This window comes from Aeromonas sp. R2-4, from assembly GCF_040908365.1.
Lineage (GTDB): Bacteria > Pseudomonadota > Gammaproteobacteria > Enterobacterales > Aeromonadaceae > Aeromonas > Aeromonas veronii.
Map to the genome: position 1 here is coordinate 79,569 of NZ_JBFODO010000023.1, position 18,867 is coordinate 98,435.

Consider the following 18,867-nt stretch of genomic DNA (forward strand, 5'->3'; position numbering starts at 1 on the left):
CAGGAGCTTTTCATGCGTATTACATCCTTGCTTGCCGGTTCGCAGGTGCAGCTGTTGATGCCGCCAGCGGTTCGCTATCGCTGCGTCATTTTTCTGCTGTTGCTGGTGAGTTGGGGCGTGGTGGTGGCCTCCTTGTGGGATGGTTGGGGCGCCATGGCGCTGCTCAACTGGGTGGGAGTGGTCTTTGGTGGCATCACCGGGATCATGGTGTCGCTGCCCCGCAGCTGGCAGCCATGGCGCCTGGCGGAGCTGGGGTGGGATGAACAGCATATCTATCTGCTTAATGGCAACAAGGACGAAGCGCTGGCACTGCCCCGCAGCCAGCTGGTGGCGCTCGAGCGGGAGCGGCGAGTGGGTCACGACGGCCAGTGGCTCGACTTCAGCCTCGATCTGCAACTGAGTGAAGAGGAGCTGGCGGCGGCCATGGCCTTGCTGGATCTCAAGGCGGGGGAGCTCCATCTGGTTAGCCCGTCTGTCTATCGCTTCGGCTTTAAACGGGCCTGGCACGGTCGCCGGATGTTGGCGCAACGGTTGTCAGATCTGCAATCGGCCTGAGTCGACTATTTTCTCGACAATTCCCGGCAAAGCTCAGATACTGCCAGTGACTCGAATTGATCTTGTCTGCACTGTTAACCCAAGAGATCAATCACTTGACGACAGTGTGGAGAAGGCCACGGCATGAAGCCATGGCAGGTCCGGCATAGGGGTTGTGCCCTTACCGTTATGCTGGGAATTGCATAGAGAAGGCACCTTGAATCGAGAGTGGATGGCATGAAGATTTACGTAGGAAATCTGTCGTACCGGATGACGGCCGACGAACTGAAAACCCTGTTCAGCCAGTTTGGACAGGTCGACAAGGTTGATATCATCATCGACCGTGATACCGGCCAGTCAAAGGGGTTTGGTTTTATTGAAATGCCGGTCAATGGTGATGCCGAAAAGGCCATCGCTGGTCTGCATGGCACAGAAGTCGGTGGCCGTACCATCACCGTCAACCAGGCCAAACCGAAGACAGATGCTCCCCGTGGTCGCCCGCAACAGCGCCACCGCTAGGTGCCTCGGCAATAAAAAAACGGCATGGGTTTCCCCCATGCCGTTTTTGTTTCTGGACGTTTTGCTGTTATCAGGGGACGTCGTAACCGAGCGCCGCCTTGCGGATGCGGAACCACTGCTGGCGATTGAGGACGATGGATTCGGTGGCCACGGCGGCAGCAATCCGCTCTCGTTTGCCGGAGCCAATCAATGGCAGCGGCTGGCTTGGCAGCATCATTACCCAGGCGTAGACCACCTGCTCGATAGTCTGGGCGCCCACTTCCTGACGGACCTGCTCCAGTTCGGCACGCAGCGGGGCATAGGCGTCATCGCTGAACAGTCGGCCGCCGCCGAGACATGACCAGGCCATCGGCTTGATGCCAAGCTGCTGGCACTGATCCAGGGTACCATCGAGGGTCCCTTCCTGATGAAGCGGCGAGATCTCCAGCTGGTTGGTGACCAGCGGGAAGGGGAGGCGCGATTGCAGCAGCTCGAACTGCCGGGCGGTGAAGTTGGATACCCCGGCGTGCTTGATCTTGCCCGCCTGTTTCAGGGTGATAAAGGCGTCGGCCACTTCATCTGCGTTCATCAGGGGATCTGGGCGGTGGATCAGCAGCAGGTCCAGATGGTCGGTGCCGAGCTTGCGCAGCGAGGCTTCGGCGCTGGCGATGATATGGTCCTTGCCGGTGTTGTAGTGGTTGAGAGCATGCTCCGGCTTGGCGGTGAGGGCGATACCGCACTTGGTGACGATCTCCATCCGGCTGCGCAGGGAAGGCTCGAGGCGCAGGGCGTGACCAAAGGCCTCTTCGCACTGGTAGCCACCATAGATATCGGCGTGATCGATGGTGGTGACCCCCAGATCCAGATGATATTTCATCAGATCGAGCAGAGCGGCCGGAGAGAGCTGCCACTCCATCAGGCGCCAGTAACCCATGATGAGGCGAGAGAAGGTGGGACCTTGCGGATGCAGGGCGACACGGGATACAGACATGGTTGACTCCTTGAAAAACACGATGCGAAAACGATGTGCAACATAGATGACTGCGGGCATCTTGGCCTCATGTGGCTGGCAAAGCAATAATGGGCAGTGGCATGATTCGAACTTTGGTTCTGATCGCTGAGTAGGAGAGAGAGTTGGATGGAAGGATTTGCCGAGCGCTTGCAGAGCCTGATCGGGGAGATGAGCGTGAGCGCGTTTGCCCGCAAGGTGGGGCTCAGTGAAGCGCTGATCCGCAAATATTTGAAGGGAGCCGAGCCTGGCCTGGCGCGGGCCAACCAGATCGCCATGGGAGCCAACTGCTCGCTGGAGTGGCTGGCAACCGGCTGCGGTTATCTCTACCGTCAGGCGGAAGTGGTCGACAGGGAGGCGCTGGCAGCGGCGCAGCTACTGCTGGGCGAGCAGCAACCCGGGGTGGGGCTGCCCGATGAGGAGGCACTGGTCACCCTGCTTGCCTATTACCAGTTTTTGCGCACCCACAAGAAAGCGGACGGTTTTCTCGACTTGGCGCTGGCGCGGGAGTTTGGTCGCCATCTGGGGGAAGCGTGATGAGGGGCATATTACCCTTTGGTCGTGTCACGGCCGGTTGATTATTCTGATACGCTCTAAGCAAGATAAGTCTCCATGGAATGGGCGATGAGCTACTTGATCCTCGGAAGCGGTGCGCTGGGCTCGGCGCTGGCAAGAGAGCTGATGGCAAGGGGGGAGTCCTTCCTTCTGGCCGGGCGCACCTATCCAAAAGGGATCGAGATGGGGGCTTTCTTCCCGCTGCAAGAGGTGGACGCCATCTCGTTCGACGCCCTGTTTACCCTCTACGACACCGATCCGCTCCCCACTGTGGTGATCAACACCATCGGCCTGTTGCACGATGTCAGCTTTATGCCAGAGCGGCGGGTCGAAGAGGTGCACCCCAAGTGGCTGTGCGACAGCCTGCTGGCCAATGCATGGCCAACGCTGGCGCTGGCTGCCCGTTTCAGTCGGTTGATGGGCAATGACCATCCGCTGTGGCTCTGTGCCATCTCTGATCTGGCGGGCTCCATCACCTCCAATCTGGAGGGGGGACGTTACAGCTACCGGATGAGCAAGGCGGCCCTCGACATGGGGGTGAAAACGCTGGCTCTCGAGTGGGCGCAACGTTTCCCGCAAGCGGGGGTGGTGGCGGTGGCGCCCGGCTTGATGGACTCCCCGATGAATACCCCCTTTCTGAGCGAGTTGCCTGCGGAGCAATTGCAGGAGCCTGCCGAGGTGGCGGTGAAACTGCTCAATCTCATCAAGGGGTTATCGTTGACCCAATCGGGTCAGCTACTGGATATCAACGGTCAGCCTCTGCCTTGGTAAATCCCGCCTGCGGGTTCTATGGACGTCTATTGGCTTCACATTCTGCTCATGCGCCCCTTGCCAAGCGAGGGGCGCATAGCTAACGTCACTCTCCTGTTTCAGGAGGGATCTCATGCGCTATATCGATTTACGAAGTGACACCGTCACCCAGCCTACTGACGCCATGCGTCAAGCCATGCTCCACGCCGAAGTCGGTGACGATGTCTATGGTGAAGATCCGGGCGTCAACGCGCTGGAGGCCTTTGGGGCCAGATTGCTGGGCAAACAGGCGGCGCTGTTTGTGCCGTCCGGCACCATGTCCAATCTGTTGGCGGTGATGAGCCACTGTCAGCGCGGTGAGGGGGCCATCCTCGGCAACGCCGCTCACATCTATCGCTATGAAGCGCAGGGGAGTGCCGTGCTGGGCTCCGTAGCCCTGCAACCCTTGCCGATGCAGCGTGATGGCACGCTGGCATTCGATGATATCAAGGCTGCGCTGGCCCCTGATGATGCCCACTTCGTCCAGACTCGTCTGATCTGCCTTGAGAACACCCACAACGGCAAGGTGCTGCCGCTCTCCTATCTGCAGGAGATGGGGGCATTCGTTGCCGAGCGCGGCTTGAAGCTTCATCTCGATGGCGCCCGGCTCTTTAACGCCGCCGTGGCCAGCGAGACCCCGGTCGAGGTGATCGCTGCACCGTTTGACAGCATCTCGATTTGTCTCTCCAAGGGGTTGGGCGCACCGGTGGGCTCGCTGCTGGTGGGCAGCCACGACTTCATCGCCCGTGCGCGCCGACTACGCAAGATGCTGGGGGGCGGCATGCGTCAGGCGGGGATTCTGGCGCAAGCCGGTCTGTTTGCCCTTGAGCAGCATGTGACCCGCCTGGCCGATGATCACCGCCGTGCCAAACGGCTGGCCGAAGGGTTGGCTGCACTGCCGGGCATCGAGCTCGACCTCTCGCTGGTGCAGAGCAATATGGTGTTCCTGCGGCTGCGTGAGGGGGAATCAGCCCCTCTGCTCGCTTTTATGAAGGAGCGGGGGATCCTCTTCTCCGGTTACGGCGAGCTGCGGTTGGTGACCCATCTGCAGATCAACGATGACGATATTGAAGAGGTGATCGACGCCTTCACCGAGTATCTCGGAGCGCGTTGAGACGGCTGGTGAGGTAGAGGTCATACCGAGACCTGTTCATACCTAAATAACAGAGGGCGCCGCGGCGCCCTCTGTTATTTGCAGCAAGCTCACGCCTGCCGCTGACCGCTCATCAGCATGGCCTCATCGGTGGCATCGTAGATCATCACCGCAATGTGGGTCACCTGACCACCGAAATCGGCCAGTGGCACCAGCGTCAGGTTCTGGAACATGTGGGGGGCCGAGCCGGTAATGGGGCGGTAGTTGGAGAAACGTAGCAGATAGGGCTTCTGCTCCCAGGTGCTGAAGGCGCGGTTGTTGAGCTTGAAGACCATGTTGGCCTTGCGCTCGAACCAGGCTCTGTCCACATCGGGAAAGAGCTCGAACAGCACGCCGTCGCGTACTTCACCGGCCAGTCGGCCGCTGTGGCTCTCCATAAAGCCGTTCCACACCTGAACCTTGTATTCCTTGTCGAGCACCACCAGGCCTACGTCCAGGTTCTGGACTATGTTCATCAGCCAATGAAATTCACGGATTTCCATAGTCACTCCTAGAGCATGTGCATGATTTTGTTGTTCATGGTGGCGATGGAATCTTCGGTAAACAGCAGCAGCAGATCACACTGTACCGCGTAGTCCTGGATCCGGTAGTTGATCTCGATGGCGAGCGTGCGGCGCCAGCGACTCTTGTTGGTGTTGATCAGCTCGTTGATGGGTCTGTGCTGACCGAGTACTACTGGATGACCCTGACTGAAGGGTGTATCGAGCTGGTTGGCGTAGCCACGCAGGAAGGCGCCGATCAGCACGTTGGCGGTATCCATCAGCAGCTCCAGTTCGGCGGTGCGATCCAGCGTTCCCTGATGGTTCATCAGCTTGGCCAAATCTTTGAAGCTGGAGTCATGGAACAGGATCAGCGCTTCACCGGCGATCCCCGCTCCGATAAACCCCTGACAGACGGCGGAGAGGGTATCTGAATCCGCAGCGGCCGAGAGGGCCATGTGCAGCTCGGAAACCTCCAGCACGTTGACGTTGGGGATGGGCAGCACCACGAAGGCGTTGAGCAGACGGGCCAGTAAGTCGGCGGCCTGACCCATGGAGACGTTGGCCAGCTCCTGATAGACATCGCGGATTTCGGGGGTGATCTTGACGCCTGCATCGGCTACCACGCCGTTTGGCTGCTGCTCGGGGGCGCTTGGTTGACCGCTCGGGGTGGCACTCCAGAAATCATGCTTTTTGAGCAGGGCGAGCAGGGTCTCGGGGGCGGCAGGTTTCTTGATGAAATCGAGCGCCCCCAGCCCCATGACCCGTTGATAGGCCTCTGGCTGGATATCCCCGGAGACCACGATCACCTTGTTGCGTAGACCCTCCCGTTGGAGGGTCTCCAGCACGCCGTAACCGTCCATTTCCGGCATGGTCAGATCGAGGAAGATGAGATCGCCATGACCCATCAGTACCTGTTCGATCCCTTCGAGACCATTGGCTGCGTAGTGCAAATCGACTTTCCAGTCGGCCGGGAGCGCCCGCGCCAGCTGTTTGCGGGCGAACCCGGAGTCATCACATATCAATACATTCATGGCGTTAGGCAGGCTCTGTTGGCAAGGGATGCTATAAGTGTGGCCCGCTAACGGTCAGATGCAATGGGTGAGGCTATCACCTTGTGAAAATTGGTTGTCCCACTGCCGATTGCGATAGCGTGCTGAGTATTTTTCAACAAATTCAACGAACATCTTAACACGCAACGGAGCGAACTGGTGCTGGCAACACAACATGTAGAAGGGGCGATTGCCGGTTTGCCAGTCGGTCAGTACCGGCACCAGCTGCTCGTCATGGAGGAAGCTGCTCAGATAGTGCAGCGGGGCATTGACGATCCCCAGATGACGCCGGGCTGCGCGTACCGCGGCCTGGGTCTGGTTGACGGTCAGTTTGGCGCTGCGTTTGATGCAGACGCTCTGGCCATCCTTGTCGGTTAGCTGCCAGTGCTGGTGAGGCCAGCAGTAGATGAGATCGTGCTCTTCCAGCTGGTTGGGATGGGAGGGAGTGCCCTTCTTGGTCAAATAGAGTGGTGAGGCAAACAGGCCGTACTCGATATGGCCGAGACAGATCGCATTGGGCAGCGACTGGGGCAGCTCACCGTTGAAGAACACCAGATCCCGATCATTGTCGAACAGGTGCTGGTGATCATTAGTCTGGGTGATATCGAACTGTACCTCGGGATAGTGCAGCCCGAATTCGGCCAGCATATCGATGAGGATGGTGTTGGAGAGTGCGATCGGCGCAGCTATCCGGATAAGCCCGGTGATGTCGGCCTCTTGACCCTGGATCTCGCTGGTGGCCTGCTCGATTTGTGCGAGTGGCGTGCAGAGACGTTCGTAGTATCTGAGGCCATCATCGGTAAGGCGGAGCTTGCGGGTAGAGCGATGTAGCAGGGAGCAACCCAGTTGCTCTTCCAGCTGGGAAATGCGTCGACTGATGGTGCCTGTTGGCATGCCCAGTGCGGCTGCAGCGTGGGAGAATCCTCCCTCTTGCACCACCTTGACGAACAGGTAGAACTCTTCGATGTGCTTCATAAACGCTGTTCTGGGTGTAACAAGGGGGCAACCATAAAAAGAGCGTTCCGGGTTGGCAAGGGTAATTCAGCGTTTAATTGATCTGGATTCGATTTCTGTTGATACCAGTTCTCCATCTGCCAGTCATCTCAGTTTCCCCGAGCTGGTGATTATTCCGGCACGATGCCAAATGGTGCTGCGGCAGAGATGTTTGCCATATTCCCTGATTTGTTCCGCGATAACCGCGGGCGAAGGCCGATATTGCAACCTGATGGAAGGGCGCCGGGGTGCTCTGCGTACTCAGCCGGGGGTGGTTTGCCATCCACAGCCAATGTGATGCAGATCATATATTCGGGTTTTGCTCATTGCCTGTTGAAAAATGAATTTGGGGTATATCAATTCCGCCTTAGTGAACTATTTTTGTCCGTTTTGGCGTTTTTTTGGCTGTTTATCCATCCGCTTGGTTAATTAATGGAAGCTTTGTGACAGAGAGTGATGACTATTTCCACCATTGATTTAAATGTTAATAACAAATTTATCGCAGCAAATATGCAATTGCTCTTTCAAGGTCTCGAGTGGATAGCTCTTAGTGCTTGTTTTTACTGGGGAAAAAAGTTAAAAATCGACTATATGATTTGCCTGGATTAACAGGGTCCTTGGCTGAGTCCTTTGTAGTATTGCCGTACAGGCTGCCCTGTTGTTGATATCTGAAATAGTTTTGTCCGCTCTTGGCTATGTGAAAAGGGATAATGGCCGAGAGGTATTTGCACCTTGCATTCTGCAGCTAGCGGTTTGCCAGATCTGTTTTCCGGTTAACCAGTGACCATCCAGCATGAATGACCTTGACCAGATGAATACGCTTGACGAACGGTTACTGAAGACGATGGATGTTCTGCATACCCCGATCTGGGTTTATGACATCGAGCATCACCATATTTTCTGGGCAAACAGCGCCGCGCTCTCCGTGTGGGAGGCGACGTCTCTCGACGAACTCTGCTCCCGCGACTTCTCTGCCGATATGGCAACCGCCATCGATCTGCTGCTACAGCGCTATCTGGGTGATTTTCAGCAGGGGCGCAGTTACAACGAGTGGTGGACCCTCTCCCCAAAGGGGGTCAAGAAGCAGATCTATCTGCGCCTCTCCGGTATTCAACTGGCTGGCCGGCTGATGATGATGACCGAAGCGGTGCTCGACTCCGATACCCTCTATCAGGAGTCCTCGCTGGCAACCGGCGATACCCTTGCCTGCCTGTTCGATAGCCATGGTGTGTTCGAGAGTGGCAACTATCACTTCGAAATGTGTTTCGGCCACCAGATCGCCAAGCTCTCCCAGGTTTTCTCCGGAAATGATGACAGCTTCTACCAGAAGCTCTCCCGTCTCGATGAAGTGGTGACCGAGGGGGAGTGCCGTACCCTCAAGGGGATGCGCTGGTTCCAGTATCAGTTCCGCTATATCCAGCAGGGGGCCCGCATTTTGCTCACCATGCGGGATATTACCGATCGCAAACTCGAAGAGCTGGAGCATCGCCACCTCGCCTGGCACGACTCCCTGACCGGCCTGCTCAATCGGTATGGCTTGATGAAATCCCTTGAGGCCTATTGCGGGCTGGGGGAGCGTTTCGCGCTGGTGTTCATGGATCTGGACAACTTCAAGCTGGTCAACGACAACTACGGCCACAAGGCGGGAGATCGCCTGCTGGAGCGGGTCGCCGGTCGCCTCAAACAGATCTGCCCGCGGGATGTGGAGCTGGCTCGCCTCGGTGGCGACGAGTTCACAGCGCTGGTGCCGCTGGGCAATCAGGGGGATCGGGCGCAAGAGGTGGCCGACCAGATGCTCTCCCAGATGACCAAGCCGCTGCAACTGAGCGGGCTGCCGGAGGTGACCATCGGTGGCAGTATCGGTATCGCCATCTATCCCGATGATGCGGATGACGGGGACAACCTTATCACCCGTGCCGACATGGCCATGTATCAGGCCAAGCAGATGGGGCGGCTGCGCTGGCAGCGTTTCACCCCCAGCATGCAGCAGACCCTGCAGCGCAAACTCAATCTCAAGCAGTTTCTGGCCAAGGCCATCGGCCGTCAGGAGCTGAGCCTCTGTTACCAGCCGCAGGTCGATGCCGCCAAACGGCGTCTGATCGGTTACGAGGCACTGCTGCGCTGGTACAACCCGGTACTCGGCCATGTGTCGCCGGTGGAATTTATCCCGCTGGCCGAAGAGATGGGGCTGATCCGCGAGATCGGCAGCTGGGTGCTCTCCACCGCGCTGGCACAGGTCGCCAGCTGGCAGAAGCGCTTCCATCAGCGGGTGCCGGTCTCCGTCAACCTCTCCGGTTTCCAGCTCTCGTCGGCGCTGCCCGGGCAAGTTCGCCAGCAGCTGGAGCTGCACGGGGTGGATGCCTCCCTGTTGACGCTGGAGCTGACCGAAACCGTGCTGATGCTCGATATGAAGGGGTGCCTCGGCATTCTCGATGATTTGAGCGAGCAGGGGATCAAGATTGCCATCGATGATTTCGGTACCGGCTACTCCTCGCTGGCCTATCTCAACCGGTTGCCGATCAACAACATCAAGCTGGATCGCTCCTTCGTGGTCGGTCTCAACTTGCCGGTGATCCGGGCGACTGCGGCCATGGCCACCAATCTGGGGTTGGGGATCATGGCGGAAGGGGTGGAGGAGCCTCACGAGCTGGCCGCCCTGCAGACCCAGGGGTGCCATGTGTTCCAGGGATATCTGTTCAGCAAGCCGCTGACGGTGGCGCAAGTCGAGGCGAGCGGTTTTGTGGTGGATTGCCAGGTCGGGCGTTATCCACTGCTAGATGCCGTGATGGCAGAGTAACAAGTGTGCGTTAGGCCACAACTTGGGATTTTATTCCGCAATATTTAATCAAAATTAATCATTCTTTTGCGATCGGTCATGAGACGGATTGACTGGAATTGCTAGCATGCGACCTCGTTTCTAGGGAAAGGAGTATCGCAATAATGAGTCATGCTGCTGTCAATGACCGTCCGGCCAGCCCTCCCAAAGGTTGGCTGAACCGTTTCCTCAATGGCGTCGAGAAAGCCGGGAACAAATTACCCGACCCCGCCATGCTGTTCCTCTACGCCTTGCTGATCGTCTGGGTCGGCTCCTGGGTGTTGTCACAATTCCAGTTTGATCTGGTCAACCCCCGTACCGGGGAGGCGGTAGTGGTCAACAACCTGCTGACCGGTGCCGGTCTGGCCGAGTTCCTCTCTACCATGGTCACGACCTTTACCGGCTTTGCCCCGCTGGGGATCGTGCTGGTGGCCATGCTCGGGGTCGGGGTGGCCGAGCAGTCCGGTTTTATCAATACCGGTCTGAAAAAGTTGCTGAAAGTGACGCCTGCCCGTTTTCTCACTCCCATGCTGATCCTGGTAGCGATCGTCAGCCACACCGCCGCAGATGCGGGTTATGTGCTGGTGATCCCCATCGGTGGCATCATCTTCCACGCTGCCGGACGCCATCCGCTGGCGGGGATCGCCGCTGCCTTTGCCGGCGTTTCCGGCGGTTTTGCCGCCAACTTCCTGCCCTCCGGCGGGGATGCGCTGCTGCAGGGTTTTACCCAGTCCGCCGCTCAGTTGCTCGATCCTGACTACATGGTCAACACCCTGTGCAACATCATCTTTACCGGTGCCTCTTCGTTGCTGATCATCTGCGTCGGCTGGTTCATCACCGAAAAGGTGGTGGAGCCGCGCCTCAAGCACGTGGCGCTCAACGAGGATCTGGAGAGTGCCGACGAGATGGGGCGCTACAGCGCGCAAGAGAGCCGGGCCTTCAACTGGGCCGGGTTTGCCATGCTGGCGGCTATCGTGCTGCTGGCGCTGGCGCTCTCCCCGAGCGACTCACCGCTGCGTGCTGCCGATGGCTCCCTGACTACCTTCGCCGCGCCGGTGATGAAGTCCATTGTGCCGCTCATCTTCCTGCTCTTTATCCTGCCCGGGATTGTCTACGGCTTTGTCGCAGGCAGCTTCAAGAGTGGCAAGGATGTGATCGATGCCATGTCGGCCACCATGAACAAGATGGGCTCCTACATGGTGATGGCCTTCTTCTGCGCGCTCTTTATCAAGGCGTTTGGTGACTCCAATCTGGGCACCCTGCTGGCCCTCTCCGGTGCCGAAGTGCTCCATGCGCTGGCGCTGCCAGGTGAGGTGACTATCGTCGGGATGATCCTGCTCACCGCCAGCGTCAATCTGGTAGTCGGCTCGGCCTCCGCCAAGTGGGCGCTGATCAGCCCGATCCTGGTACCCATGTTGATGGCGGTGGGGATCTCCCCCGAGCTGACCCAGGCGGCCTATCGGGTCGGGGATTCCGCTTCCAACATCATTACCCCGCTGATGGTCTTCTTCCCGCTGGTGGTGGTCTATTGCCAGCAGTATGTGAAGAGCACCGGGATCGGTACTCTGGTCTCCATGATGTTGCCCTACTCGCTTGCCTTCCTGGTGAGCTGGACGATTTTCCTGCTGCTCTACTGGGCGCTCGGCTTCCCGCTCGGGTTGCAAGCCCCTTACGTCTATCCGGCCCCTTAAGCTGGGTGTGCGAGGGAGCCTTGGGCTCCCTCGTTTTTTTCGCTATGGTGTTACCTCATTTTGGAGGTGCCATGAATCAGACCATCGATCTTATCCTTTCCCATCGCTCCATTCGTCAGTTTACTGCCGAGCCGATCGCCCCGCAGCAGCTGGATGCCATACTCGCCGCCGCCCAGTCCGCCTCAACCTCGAGCTTTTTGCAGGTGACCAGTATTGTGCGAGTCTGCGAGCCCGAGGCGCGTCAGCAGTTGGCCATGCTGGCGGGCAATCAACCCTATGTGGTGCAGGCGGCCGAGTTTCTGGTGTTCTGCGCCGATTACCACCGCCACATCCAGATCGTGCCCGAGGCCCAGACCGGCTATGCGGAGCAGTTGCTGATCGGAGCCATCGACGGTGCCCTGATGGCGCAAAACGCCTTGCTGGCGGCGCAGTCGCTGGGGCTGGGCGGGGTCTATATCGGCGGCATTCGCAACCATCCGGCCGAGGTGAGCGAACTGCTCGGCTTACCCCATCAGGTGATCCCGCTGTTTGGCCTCTGCCTTGGTCATCCTGCCCAGCAGCCGGAGCAGAAACCCCGTCTGCCCAAGGGATTGGTGGTGCATCAGGAGCGCTACCAGCACGAGCTGGATCGCGACCTGCTGGCCCGGTACGATCAGCAAATCGCGGACTACTATCAGGCCCGCAGCAGCAACAACAAACAGCAGACCTGGAGCGGTCAGATCCGCGCCATTCTGGGCAAGGAGTCCCGCCCTTTCATGCTGGGATTCCTGCAATCGCGGGGCTTTAACCTCAAGTAATAGCGCTGATGGGCGATACTATGGGGAGGTGACCGTCATGGTCATCATCCCCTGATCCTGCAATCTCTCCCTGAGACCGGGGGCACAGCTTGGTGACAAATCGTGGGCAAGGGGGGATCTGCAGGCTACCTTAAGTGGGTAAGCTGTTGTAGGATCACGCAATTGGATAGGAACAGGGGTTTGGACATCCTATGATTTTAACTTTGGTATTGCTGTCTATTGGCGCACTCCTGTTTTTGGTTATCGCCTATAACGTGGTGCAGCAATATAAGCAGAAGGCAGAGGCGGACAAGCGTCACGCCGTTGCCAGACACAAGACGGTGGCTGACGAGACCGAAGAGGTGTTGCTGAACGTCAATCTGGTGCCTTTCTCCAAGAACATGGTGTTGCTGTTGCAGCACCGGATCCTCGATGCCTATCGCGCCATCGCCCAGGTGATGCCGAATAATCAAATCAAGCAGCGCATCGTTGATGTGCAGACCCAGATCAAGAATGTGCAGGAGAACTACAGCGTTCAGGATGAGGGGCAGTTCAAGACCCCGGAGTCCGATCGTCAGGCGATCCAGATGCTGCAGCTGGTCAAGAAGATGCGGGCTGTGCTGCGGGTCGAGCACAACAAGGGCAAGATTGACCCGCAAGGGTTTGCCCAGGAAGAGCGCCGCCTCGAGCTGATGCAGCTCAAGATCAATATCTCCAATCTGGTCAAGCGGGCGATGGATGCCCGCATTCAGGGCCAATATGGTACATGCCGCCAGCTCTATACCAAGGGTCTGTCGGCCATGGCGAGCGTGGGCGACAAGGATCCCTATCTGCTGGCCCGTGAAGAAGATATGCGTCAGGGGCTCAAGGAGCTTGAAGAGCTGCAGCAGCAAAACAGCGCGCAGGATCTGCAAAACATCAAGGACAAGGAAGCCGACGAGCTTGATGTCCTGTTTCAACCCAAGAAGAAATGGTAAGCATGTCCCACCCACTCGATTCCACACTGGGGCCAATGGCCCCATTTGTTTCTCAGCTGTTGGCCGAACTGGCCGCCAGTGGCGTCACAATTTCCCGGCCAACGGTCGATCACCTCTGTTATCGGGCGGCTACCCTGCAGGAGTACCGCGCGCTATGTGCTGTGCTGGCTGAGGCAGGTACCTTGCTGGTGGAGGGTATGATTGGCGGACGTCCCATCGCCACTTATCAGTTGCATCAGCCGCTGTTGGCTGGTGAGGTACAGGTACCCTGTATCGAGCTGGCTGCACCGAAACCGGGTCGCGTCCATCAGGCGGGGCTGGAACATATCGAGCTGGTGGTCACTTCACTGCAAGATCTGGTAGCGTGCTATCCCGAGCTGCCATTCAAAACCGGCAACATGCAGGATACCCGCAACCCCGATATTGGCCTGATGTTGCCTTCCGGCCAGATCAAGTTTCATCTGCGCCCGCTGGCTGAGGTGATCGCCGAAGAGGTGGCGACCGGTGCTGTGGTCGCGGTGCCTGCGGATTATTTCGATCAGGAGTGATCCTGCGCTCAATGCGGTGCGAGCCTGACAGGCTCTTGAATAACGCAGCAAAAGGGGTCACCGGTGTGACCCCTTTTGTTATCTGGCGGTGCTGGGTTGCGAGAGCGCCATCTGCTCGTGGGTGACCCTGTTTGCGCTGAGCCCGTTACCCGTGTCGGTGGGGTTGCTGGGCGGGCAGTGGCGATTGGCTTCGCTGCTTGAGACGGCCGAGCCAGAGGCTCAAGCCCGCCGTCAGGATGAGGACCAGTTCAATCCCCATGACCAGACCGCCCAGCTCACCCTGCTCCCAGAAGGGGTGCAGGTAAAGTCCCCCCAGACTGGCTCCCAGATAGTAGGCCACCAGATAGAGGGAGGAGGCGAGGGCGCGGTTGTGTTCGACATGATGACCGACCCAGGCACTGGCGCAGGCGTGTGCCAGGAAAAAGCCGAAGCTGGAGATCAGCAAGCCACTCAGGATCCCGGGCAGGCTAGCTTGCAGCAGCCACAGACTGCCGAGGGCCATCAGGGCGATCCCGACCAGCAGCATGCGTTGTGCCCCCCAGCGATTGGCAAATCGGCCGCTCAGAGAGGAGGCCACCGTCCCTGAGAGATAGGTGAGAAACAGCATGCCGAGCCACTGGGTGGGCAGGGAGAAGGGGGGCTTGGCCAGCAAGAAGGTGAGATAACTGAACTGGTTCAGAAACACCATAAAGTTGAGCCCGCCGATAAGGTAAGCCCCTACCAGCAAGGGATTGGTCAGGTGTTGTTGCAAGGCGCGGGCAAATTGGCCGCGAACGGGGGCGCTCGCCACAAAGCGGGTCTGATGGGGCAGCAGCCAGAAGACCAGCGGCAGCAGTAACAGGCTGATTACACCGATCCCCAGAAAGGTATGCTGCCAGTCGCCAAACCAGCCCGCCAGCAGGCCGCCGACCACTCGACCGGCAATGCCACCGAGAGAGTTGGCGGCAATATAGACCCCCACCGCCGAGAGCAGCGCCCGTTTGCTGAACTCTTCCCCCATATAGGCAATCGCGGTCGCGGGCAGTCCTGCCAGCAGCGCGCCCTGCAGGATGCGTAGCAGCAGCAGGGTGCCAAACTGCTCAACCAGCGGGATTAACAGTGAGAGCAGGACCGCCAGGGTGAGGGTACCCAGCATGACCTGCCGACGGCCATGGCGATCCGCCAGTCTGGCGCAGATCAGCAGGGAGGCGGCGAGGCCTGCAGTGCATCCTGCCAGGGTCCAGCTGGCCGAGAGGGAGTTGACCGAGAAGACCTCGGCAATCAGGGGTAACAGGGGATGGGTCTGGTAGAGGTTCAGAAACACCAGAAAAGAGCCCAGGCTGAGGGCCAGGGTTGCACGTATCCACTCGCGACTTCCAACTTCAATCATTGCGTATTGTCCTGACTACTTTTGGTCAGGGTAGAGTCCTTGCGGTTATAAATATAATATATTTAAGTTATCTATCCCATAAGATGAATTGATACATGGATCTGAAACAGCTCACCTATCTGCTGGCGGTCAGGGATGCCGGCTCATTTACCAAGGCAGCTAACAGTCTGCATGTGGCACAACCGGCCATCAGCATGGCCATCGCCAAGCTGGAGCAGCAGCTCGAATTGCGGCTGTTTGATCGACAGGACCGGGCGGTACGGCTCACCCCTGAGGGAGAGGTGCTCTGTCGCCATGCCGAGCGTCTGTTGCTGCAGATGCATCAGGCCGAGGCCGAGATGGCCGAGCTCAAGGGGCTGGAGCGGGGGGAAGTGCGGATCGGGATCCCCTACATGATGGGCTCCTACTATTTCCCCCCTCGTCTGATGGCCTTCAAGCACCGCTACCCCGGCCTCAAGATCCGGGTCGAAGAGGCCGGTACCCGCGAGCTGCTCAGCCGGATGGTGGATGGCTCCCTCGATCTGGCCATTCTCATCACTAGTGATCTCCCCCCTGCCATCGAGGGGGCACATCTGCTGAGCGAAGAGATGTTGATGGTGGTGGGGGACGATCACCCCTTGCGTGGCGCATCGGCCGTCACCCTCTCGCAGTTTTTCGCTCAGGAGCTGGCGCTATTTCGCCGTGGTTTTTACCACCGGGAGCATATGGAGGCGCTGGCCCAGAGCCTGGGCGTTGAACCCGATATCGCCTTCGAGAGCAATCTTATCCCTCTGCTCAAGGCGGTGGTGCGGCAAGGTTTTGCGGTGACCACCTTCTTGCGGATGGTGCTGGAAGAGGAGCCGGATCTGAGTGGCGTGCCCTTCGACCCGCCCATCTACCTCGACCTCTGTGTGGCGTGGCGGCGTGGCGATCCGCTCTCCATGGCCAACCGTGCCTTGCGCGACTTTCTTCTCAAGGAGCGCCCGGCCTGATGGCGGCGGGTCATTGCTGAAAGTTTGTTACTATTAACGGTGGGTTCGCTTGAGGGCTACACCATGAAATTGCAGCAATTGCGCTATATCGTCGAGGTGGCGAACCACAGGCTGAATCTGTCGGCCACCGCCGAGAGCCTCTTTACCTCCCAGCCGGGGATCAGCAAACAGGTGCGGATGCTGGAGGATGAGCTGGGGATCCAGATCTTCGAGCGCAGCGGCAAACACTTGACCCAAATCACTCCCATCGGTCGGGATGTGATCAAAGTGGCCGCGGAGGTGCTGGACAAGGTCGCCACCATCAAGGTAATGGCCAGGCAGCATGTGCATCCGGAGCAGGGAACCCTCACCATTGCCGCTACTCATCTGCAAGCCCGTTATATTCTGCCCGCCATCCTCAAGGGTTTCATGGCCCGCTTTCCCAAAGTTGCCGTAACTGTGATGCAGGGGAGTGCGGCGCAGTGCCGCGCAGCCGTACATGATGGCGCTGCCGATCTGCTGCTTGTCGATGAACCGGAGGAGGGGAGCGATCTGCTCATGCTTCCTTCTTTTCAGTGGCAACGGGGCTTGGTGCTGCCCAAGGATCATCCGTTGGCCAAAGCACCATCGCTGACCCCGGCCGAGCTGGTGGAGTTTGCGCTAGTGACTGACGGAAGGGCGCTCTCTGCCGCTTATAGCACTGATTGCGCTCATGCCGAGAGCCGGATCGCCTGCTGTGCGAGCGACAGCGATGTGCTCAAGACCTATGTCAGACAAGGGATGGGCATCGGGGTGATGGCAACTTTTGCTTGGGAGCCCCAGCGCGATGGCGATCTGGTGCTCAAAACGGCGCCCTGGCTACCAGGCGGTGTGGCCACTATCGGGTTGCGCAGAGGGGCATTTTTATGCGGCTATCTCTACGATCTGATTGAACGTCTCGCGCCGCAATTGACCCGCGAGCGGGTCGATCAATACTGCGCGGCCCGCACTGGTGAAGAGCTTGAAGAACTGTTGGCCAATCTGACCGTACCACAGCGATAGCCAGGGTTGATGTGTGGTCGTCCCAAGAAAAACGCCTCCGAATTGGAGGCGTTTGAACATCTTTCATTCGTCAAGTCAGGCTCATTTTTTGAGCATGTGATCCAGCTTGTTGGCCTTGGTCGACAGATAGAACTCGTTGTGTGGATTGCGCCCTTCCTGTAACGGTACCCGTTCGGCCACCGGAATACCGAAGGATTCCATGGCTTTCATCTTGCGCGGGTTGTTGGTCATCAGTTTGAGAGACTTGACTTCAAGCTGCTTGAGCATATCGGCGCAGATGGTGTAGTCGCGCATATCGGCGGCGAAACCAAGGGCCACGTTGGCTTCCACGGTATCGGCCCCTTGATCCTGCAGGTGATAGGCGCGGATCTTGTTGAGCAAGCCGATGCCACGACCCTCTTGACGCACATACAGCAACACACCACGACCGGCTTTGGCGATATTCTCCATGGCCGCCTGCAACTGGAAACCGCAGTCACAACGCAGGCTGAACAGGGCGTCGCCGGTCAGGCACTCTGAGTGGATCCGGCCCAGCACGGGCTCTTCACCGGTAATGTCACCCATCACCAGTGCGGCGTGATCTTTGCCTGTGCCGGTTTCCTGAAAACCTACCAGCGTGAAGGTGCCCCAGGGGGTTGGCAATTTGGATTTGGCCACGAGGGTAACGCTGCTCATAGGTTGCTCCTTACTACTAACGGCTCAAAAAAGGGGGCCAGTTTAGCGCGCCTTGTCAGGAACGACCATAAGAACAAGTCCCTGCATTGCTTAATGAAATTTCCAAATGAGATACAAGCACAGCTGCCCGCCGAGGTTTTGGCCCTTTGTGCGGATTGATGACTGCCAGGCTCACCACATTCGGGTATAATCGGCGCCCATTAACCCACCCCTTCGGGATGGGAGCAACACAGTGCAGGAGAGAAGTTATGCCTCAGATGGCCCCCGTAATGACAATTGATGGCCCCAGTGGTGCAGGTAAAGGCACCTTGTGTCAGCTGCTTGCCGAGAGGCTGGGTTGGCACTTGCTGGACTCGGGCGCCATCTATCGGGTGTTGTCCCTGGCCGCTCTGCATCACGATGTAGAGCTGGATAGTGAAGCCTCACTGGTGCCGCTGGCCGCCAATCTGGATGTGCAATTCCAGGTTGAAGGGGATCTGGTCAAGGTCATTCTGGAAGGGGAAGATGTCTCGCGCACCATCCGCACCGAAGAGGTGGGTAATGCCGCCAGTAAAATCGCCGCCTTCCCCCGTGTGCGCGAAGCCTTGCTGCGCCGCCAGCGGGCATTTCGTCAGGCCCCGGGTCTGATTGCCGACGGTCGTGACATGGGCACCGTGGTTTTCCCCGAGGCCGAGGTGAAGATTTTCCTCGACGCCAGTGCCGAAGAACGGGCCCAGCGTCGCTATAAGCAGTTGCAAGATAAGGGCTTTGATGTTAACTTTGAGCGTCTTTTAACCGAGATTCGGGAACGTGACGATCGCGACAGAAATCGCGCCGTAGCGCCCCTTAAAGCGGCAGAAGATGCTCTGGTGGTAGACTCTACCGCCATGACCATAGATGAAGTGCTGGCAACAGTGCTCGCCTATGCAGAGCAACAACTTGGTGATGCCAGCGCAAGCTGACATCCGGTCGTCTGCACCAAGG

Annotated in this window: 19 protein-coding genes; 13 read left to right on the forward strand and 6 right to left on the reverse strand. The window is 58.4% G+C overall.

Annotated elements, in window-relative coordinates; translation table 11 throughout:
- Positions 1–12: 12 nt before the first annotated feature.
- Both AB5Z05_RS11935 and AB5Z05_RS11940 read left to right on the forward strand, forming a co-directional pair.
- On the forward strand, positions 13–555 hold the full coding sequence (locus tag AB5Z05_RS11935; RefSeq protein ID WP_019444711.1) for a hypothetical protein: 543 nt from the start codon (positions 13–15) through the stop codon (positions 553–555).
- Positions 556–771: 216 nt separating this feature from the next.
- Positions 772–1,053: an RNA-binding protein gene (locus AB5Z05_RS11940; protein ID WP_005337180.1), complete on the forward strand. Its 282-nt coding sequence runs from the start codon at positions 772–774 to the stop codon at positions 1,051–1,053.
- A gap of 70 nt (positions 1,054–1,123) precedes the next feature.
- Here the strand turns inward: AB5Z05_RS11940 and AB5Z05_RS11945 are convergent, their stop codons facing one another.
- The gene (locus AB5Z05_RS11945) at positions 1,124–2,023 is read right to left on the reverse strand and encodes an aldo/keto reductase family oxidoreductase (RefSeq protein ID WP_120414621.1); all 900 of its coding nucleotides are present in this window, start codon (positions 2,021–2,023) and stop codon (positions 1,124–1,126) included.
- Between the two features lie 147 nt (positions 2,024–2,170).
- On the opposite strand from AB5Z05_RS11945, the gene AB5Z05_RS11950 reads away from it, so the two are divergent.
- The 3 genes from AB5Z05_RS11950 to ltaE all read left to right on the forward strand — a co-directional run bounded on the left by AB5Z05_RS11950 (position 2,171) and on the right by ltaE (position 4,499).
- A complete protein-coding gene (locus AB5Z05_RS11950; RefSeq protein WP_005351138.1) occupies positions 2,171–2,578 on the forward strand; it encodes a helix-turn-helix transcriptional regulator in 408 nt (135 codons plus the stop codon).
- An 87-nt stretch (positions 2,579–2,665) separates the two neighbouring features.
- Positions 2,666–3,367: a short-chain dehydrogenase gene (locus AB5Z05_RS11955; RefSeq protein WP_159163792.1), complete on the forward strand. Its 702-nt coding sequence runs from the start codon at positions 2,666–2,668 to the stop codon at positions 3,365–3,367.
- Between the two features lie 112 nt (positions 3,368–3,479).
- The gene (gene ltaE / locus AB5Z05_RS11960; RefSeq protein WP_005351141.1) at positions 3,480–4,499 is read left to right on the forward strand and encodes a low-specificity L-threonine aldolase; all 1,020 of its coding nucleotides are present in this window, start codon (positions 3,480–3,482) and stop codon (positions 4,497–4,499) included.
- An 89-nt stretch (positions 4,500–4,588) separates the two neighbouring features.
- Here ltaE and AB5Z05_RS11965 read toward each other — a convergent pair whose 3' ends face one another.
- Genes AB5Z05_RS11965 through AB5Z05_RS11975 form a run of 3 tightly spaced genes read right to left on the reverse strand, consistent with a single transcriptional unit; the run spans position 4,589 to position 7,044 of the window.
- Positions 4,589–5,020, reverse strand: a complete 432-nt coding sequence (locus AB5Z05_RS11965; protein ID WP_005346525.1) for a PAS domain-containing protein — start codon at positions 5,018–5,020, stop codon at positions 4,589–4,591.
- A gap of 8 nt (positions 5,021–5,028) precedes the next feature.
- Positions 5,029–6,051, reverse strand: coding sequence for a response regulator (locus AB5Z05_RS11970; RefSeq protein ID WP_043823589.1), 1,023 nt, complete (start codon positions 6,049–6,051; stop codon positions 5,029–5,031).
- A gap of 54 nt (positions 6,052–6,105) precedes the next feature.
- Complete coding sequence (locus AB5Z05_RS11975; protein ID WP_005337171.1) at positions 6,106–7,044, reverse strand: LysR family transcriptional regulator; 939 nt, start codon at positions 7,042–7,044, stop codon at positions 6,106–6,108.
- An 862-nt stretch (positions 7,045–7,906) separates the two neighbouring features.
- Between AB5Z05_RS11975 and AB5Z05_RS11980 the strand changes: the two genes are divergently transcribed.
- The 5 genes from AB5Z05_RS11980 to AB5Z05_RS12000 all read left to right on the forward strand — a co-directional run bounded on the left by AB5Z05_RS11980 (position 7,907) and on the right by AB5Z05_RS12000 (position 13,869).
- Positions 7,907–9,859, forward strand: a complete 1,953-nt coding sequence (locus AB5Z05_RS11980) for a bifunctional diguanylate cyclase/phosphodiesterase (RefSeq protein WP_019444704.1) — start codon at positions 7,907–7,909, stop codon at positions 9,857–9,859.
- A 143-nt stretch (positions 9,860–10,002) separates the two neighbouring features.
- Positions 10,003–11,568 carry an AbgT family transporter gene (locus AB5Z05_RS11985; RefSeq protein ID WP_005351146.1) on the forward strand — a complete coding sequence of 522 codons (1,566 nt, stop codon included), beginning with the start codon at positions 10,003–10,005 and terminating at the stop codon, positions 11,566–11,568.
- A gap of 71 nt (positions 11,569–11,639) precedes the next feature.
- A complete protein-coding gene (gene nfsA, locus AB5Z05_RS11990) occupies positions 11,640–12,365 on the forward strand; it encodes an oxygen-insensitive NADPH nitroreductase (RefSeq protein WP_368151638.1) in 726 nt (241 codons plus the stop codon).
- Positions 12,366–12,556: 191 nt separating this feature from the next.
- Complete coding sequence (locus AB5Z05_RS11995; protein ID WP_005337161.1) at positions 12,557–13,321, forward strand: hypothetical protein; 765 nt, start codon at positions 12,557–12,559, stop codon at positions 13,319–13,321.
- A complete protein-coding gene (locus AB5Z05_RS12000) occupies positions 13,315–13,869 on the forward strand; it encodes a VOC family protein (RefSeq protein ID WP_041201769.1) in 555 nt (184 codons plus the stop codon). The genes AB5Z05_RS11995 and AB5Z05_RS12000 overlap by 7 nt, the downstream gene beginning before the upstream one ends.
- Positions 13,870–14,014: 145 nt before the next feature.
- On the opposite strand, the gene AB5Z05_RS12005 is transcribed toward AB5Z05_RS12000, so the two are convergent.
- Entirely contained in the window at positions 14,015–15,238 is a 1,224-nt protein-coding gene (locus tag AB5Z05_RS12005) for an MFS transporter (RefSeq protein ID WP_019444701.1), read from the reverse strand.
- Positions 15,239–15,333: 95 nt separating this feature from the next.
- Between AB5Z05_RS12005 and AB5Z05_RS12010 the strand changes: the two genes are divergently transcribed.
- Complete coding sequence (locus tag AB5Z05_RS12010; RefSeq protein ID WP_005351154.1) at positions 15,334–16,209, forward strand: LysR family transcriptional regulator; 876 nt, start codon at positions 15,334–15,336, stop codon at positions 16,207–16,209.
- Positions 16,210–16,272: 63 nt separating this feature from the next.
- Entirely contained in the window at positions 16,273–17,229 is a 957-nt protein-coding gene (locus AB5Z05_RS12015; protein ID WP_043823581.1) for a LysR substrate-binding domain-containing protein, read from the forward strand.
- Between the two features lie 81 nt (positions 17,230–17,310).
- Here the strand turns inward: AB5Z05_RS12015 and ribA are convergent, their stop codons facing one another.
- Positions 17,311–17,904 carry a GTP cyclohydrolase II gene (gene ribA / locus AB5Z05_RS12020; RefSeq protein WP_005337152.1) on the reverse strand — a complete coding sequence of 198 codons (594 nt, stop codon included), beginning with the start codon at positions 17,902–17,904 and terminating at the stop codon, positions 17,311–17,313.
- A 248-nt stretch (positions 17,905–18,152) separates the two neighbouring features.
- On the opposite strand from ribA, the gene cmk reads away from it, so the two are divergent.
- Positions 18,153–18,845, forward strand: coding sequence for a (d)CMP kinase (cmk, locus tag AB5Z05_RS12025; RefSeq protein WP_368151642.1), 693 nt, complete (start codon positions 18,153–18,155; stop codon positions 18,843–18,845).
- The last annotated feature ends 22 nt before the right edge of the window (positions 18,846–18,867 follow it).

Coding starts and splice junctions, on each gene's coding strand:
- AB5Z05_RS11935 (WP_019444711.1), top strand. CDS start 13: ATGCGTATTACATCCTTGCTTGCCGGTTCGCAGGTGCAGCTGTTGATG.
- AB5Z05_RS11940 (WP_005337180.1), top strand. CDS start 772: ATGAAGATTTACGTAGGAAATCTGTCGTACCGGATGACGGCCGACGAA.
- AB5Z05_RS11945 (WP_120414621.1), bottom strand. CDS start 2,023: ATGTCTGTATCCCGTGTCGCCCTGCATCCGCAAGGTCCCACCTTCTCT.
- AB5Z05_RS11950 (WP_005351138.1), top strand. CDS start 2,171: ATGGAAGGATTTGCCGAGCGCTTGCAGAGCCTGATCGGGGAGATGAGC.
- AB5Z05_RS11955 (WP_159163792.1), top strand. CDS start 2,666: ATGAGCTACTTGATCCTCGGAAGCGGTGCGCTGGGCTCGGCGCTGGCA.
- ltaE (WP_005351141.1), top strand. CDS start 3,480: ATGCGCTATATCGATTTACGAAGTGACACCGTCACCCAGCCTACTGAC.
- AB5Z05_RS11965 (WP_005346525.1), bottom strand. CDS start 5,020: ATGGAAATCCGTGAATTTCATTGGCTGATGAACATAGTCCAGAACCTG.
- AB5Z05_RS11970 (WP_043823589.1), bottom strand. CDS start 6,051: ATGAATGTATTGATATGTGATGACTCCGGGTTCGCCCGCAAACAGCTG.
- AB5Z05_RS11975 (WP_005337171.1), bottom strand. CDS start 7,044: ATGAAGCACATCGAAGAGTTCTACCTGTTCGTCAAGGTGGTGCAAGAG.
- AB5Z05_RS11980 (WP_019444704.1), top strand. CDS start 7,907: ATGGATGTTCTGCATACCCCGATCTGGGTTTATGACATCGAGCATCAC.
- AB5Z05_RS11985 (WP_005351146.1), top strand. CDS start 10,003: ATGAGTCATGCTGCTGTCAATGACCGTCCGGCCAGCCCTCCCAAAGGT.
- nfsA (WP_368151638.1), top strand. CDS start 11,640: ATGAATCAGACCATCGATCTTATCCTTTCCCATCGCTCCATTCGTCAG.
- AB5Z05_RS11995 (WP_005337161.1), top strand. CDS start 12,557: ATGATTTTAACTTTGGTATTGCTGTCTATTGGCGCACTCCTGTTTTTG.
- AB5Z05_RS12000 (WP_041201769.1), top strand. CDS start 13,315: ATGGTAAGCATGTCCCACCCACTCGATTCCACACTGGGGCCAATGGCC.
- AB5Z05_RS12005 (WP_019444701.1), bottom strand. CDS start 15,238: ATGATTGAAGTTGGAAGTCGCGAGTGGATACGTGCAACCCTGGCCCTC.
- AB5Z05_RS12010 (WP_005351154.1), top strand. CDS start 15,334: ATGGATCTGAAACAGCTCACCTATCTGCTGGCGGTCAGGGATGCCGGC.
- AB5Z05_RS12015 (WP_043823581.1), top strand. CDS start 16,273: ATGAAATTGCAGCAATTGCGCTATATCGTCGAGGTGGCGAACCACAGG.
- ribA (WP_005337152.1), bottom strand. CDS start 17,904: ATGAGCAGCGTTACCCTCGTGGCCAAATCCAAATTGCCAACCCCCTGG.
- cmk (WP_368151642.1), top strand. CDS start 18,153: ATGCCTCAGATGGCCCCCGTAATGACAATTGATGGCCCCAGTGGTGCA.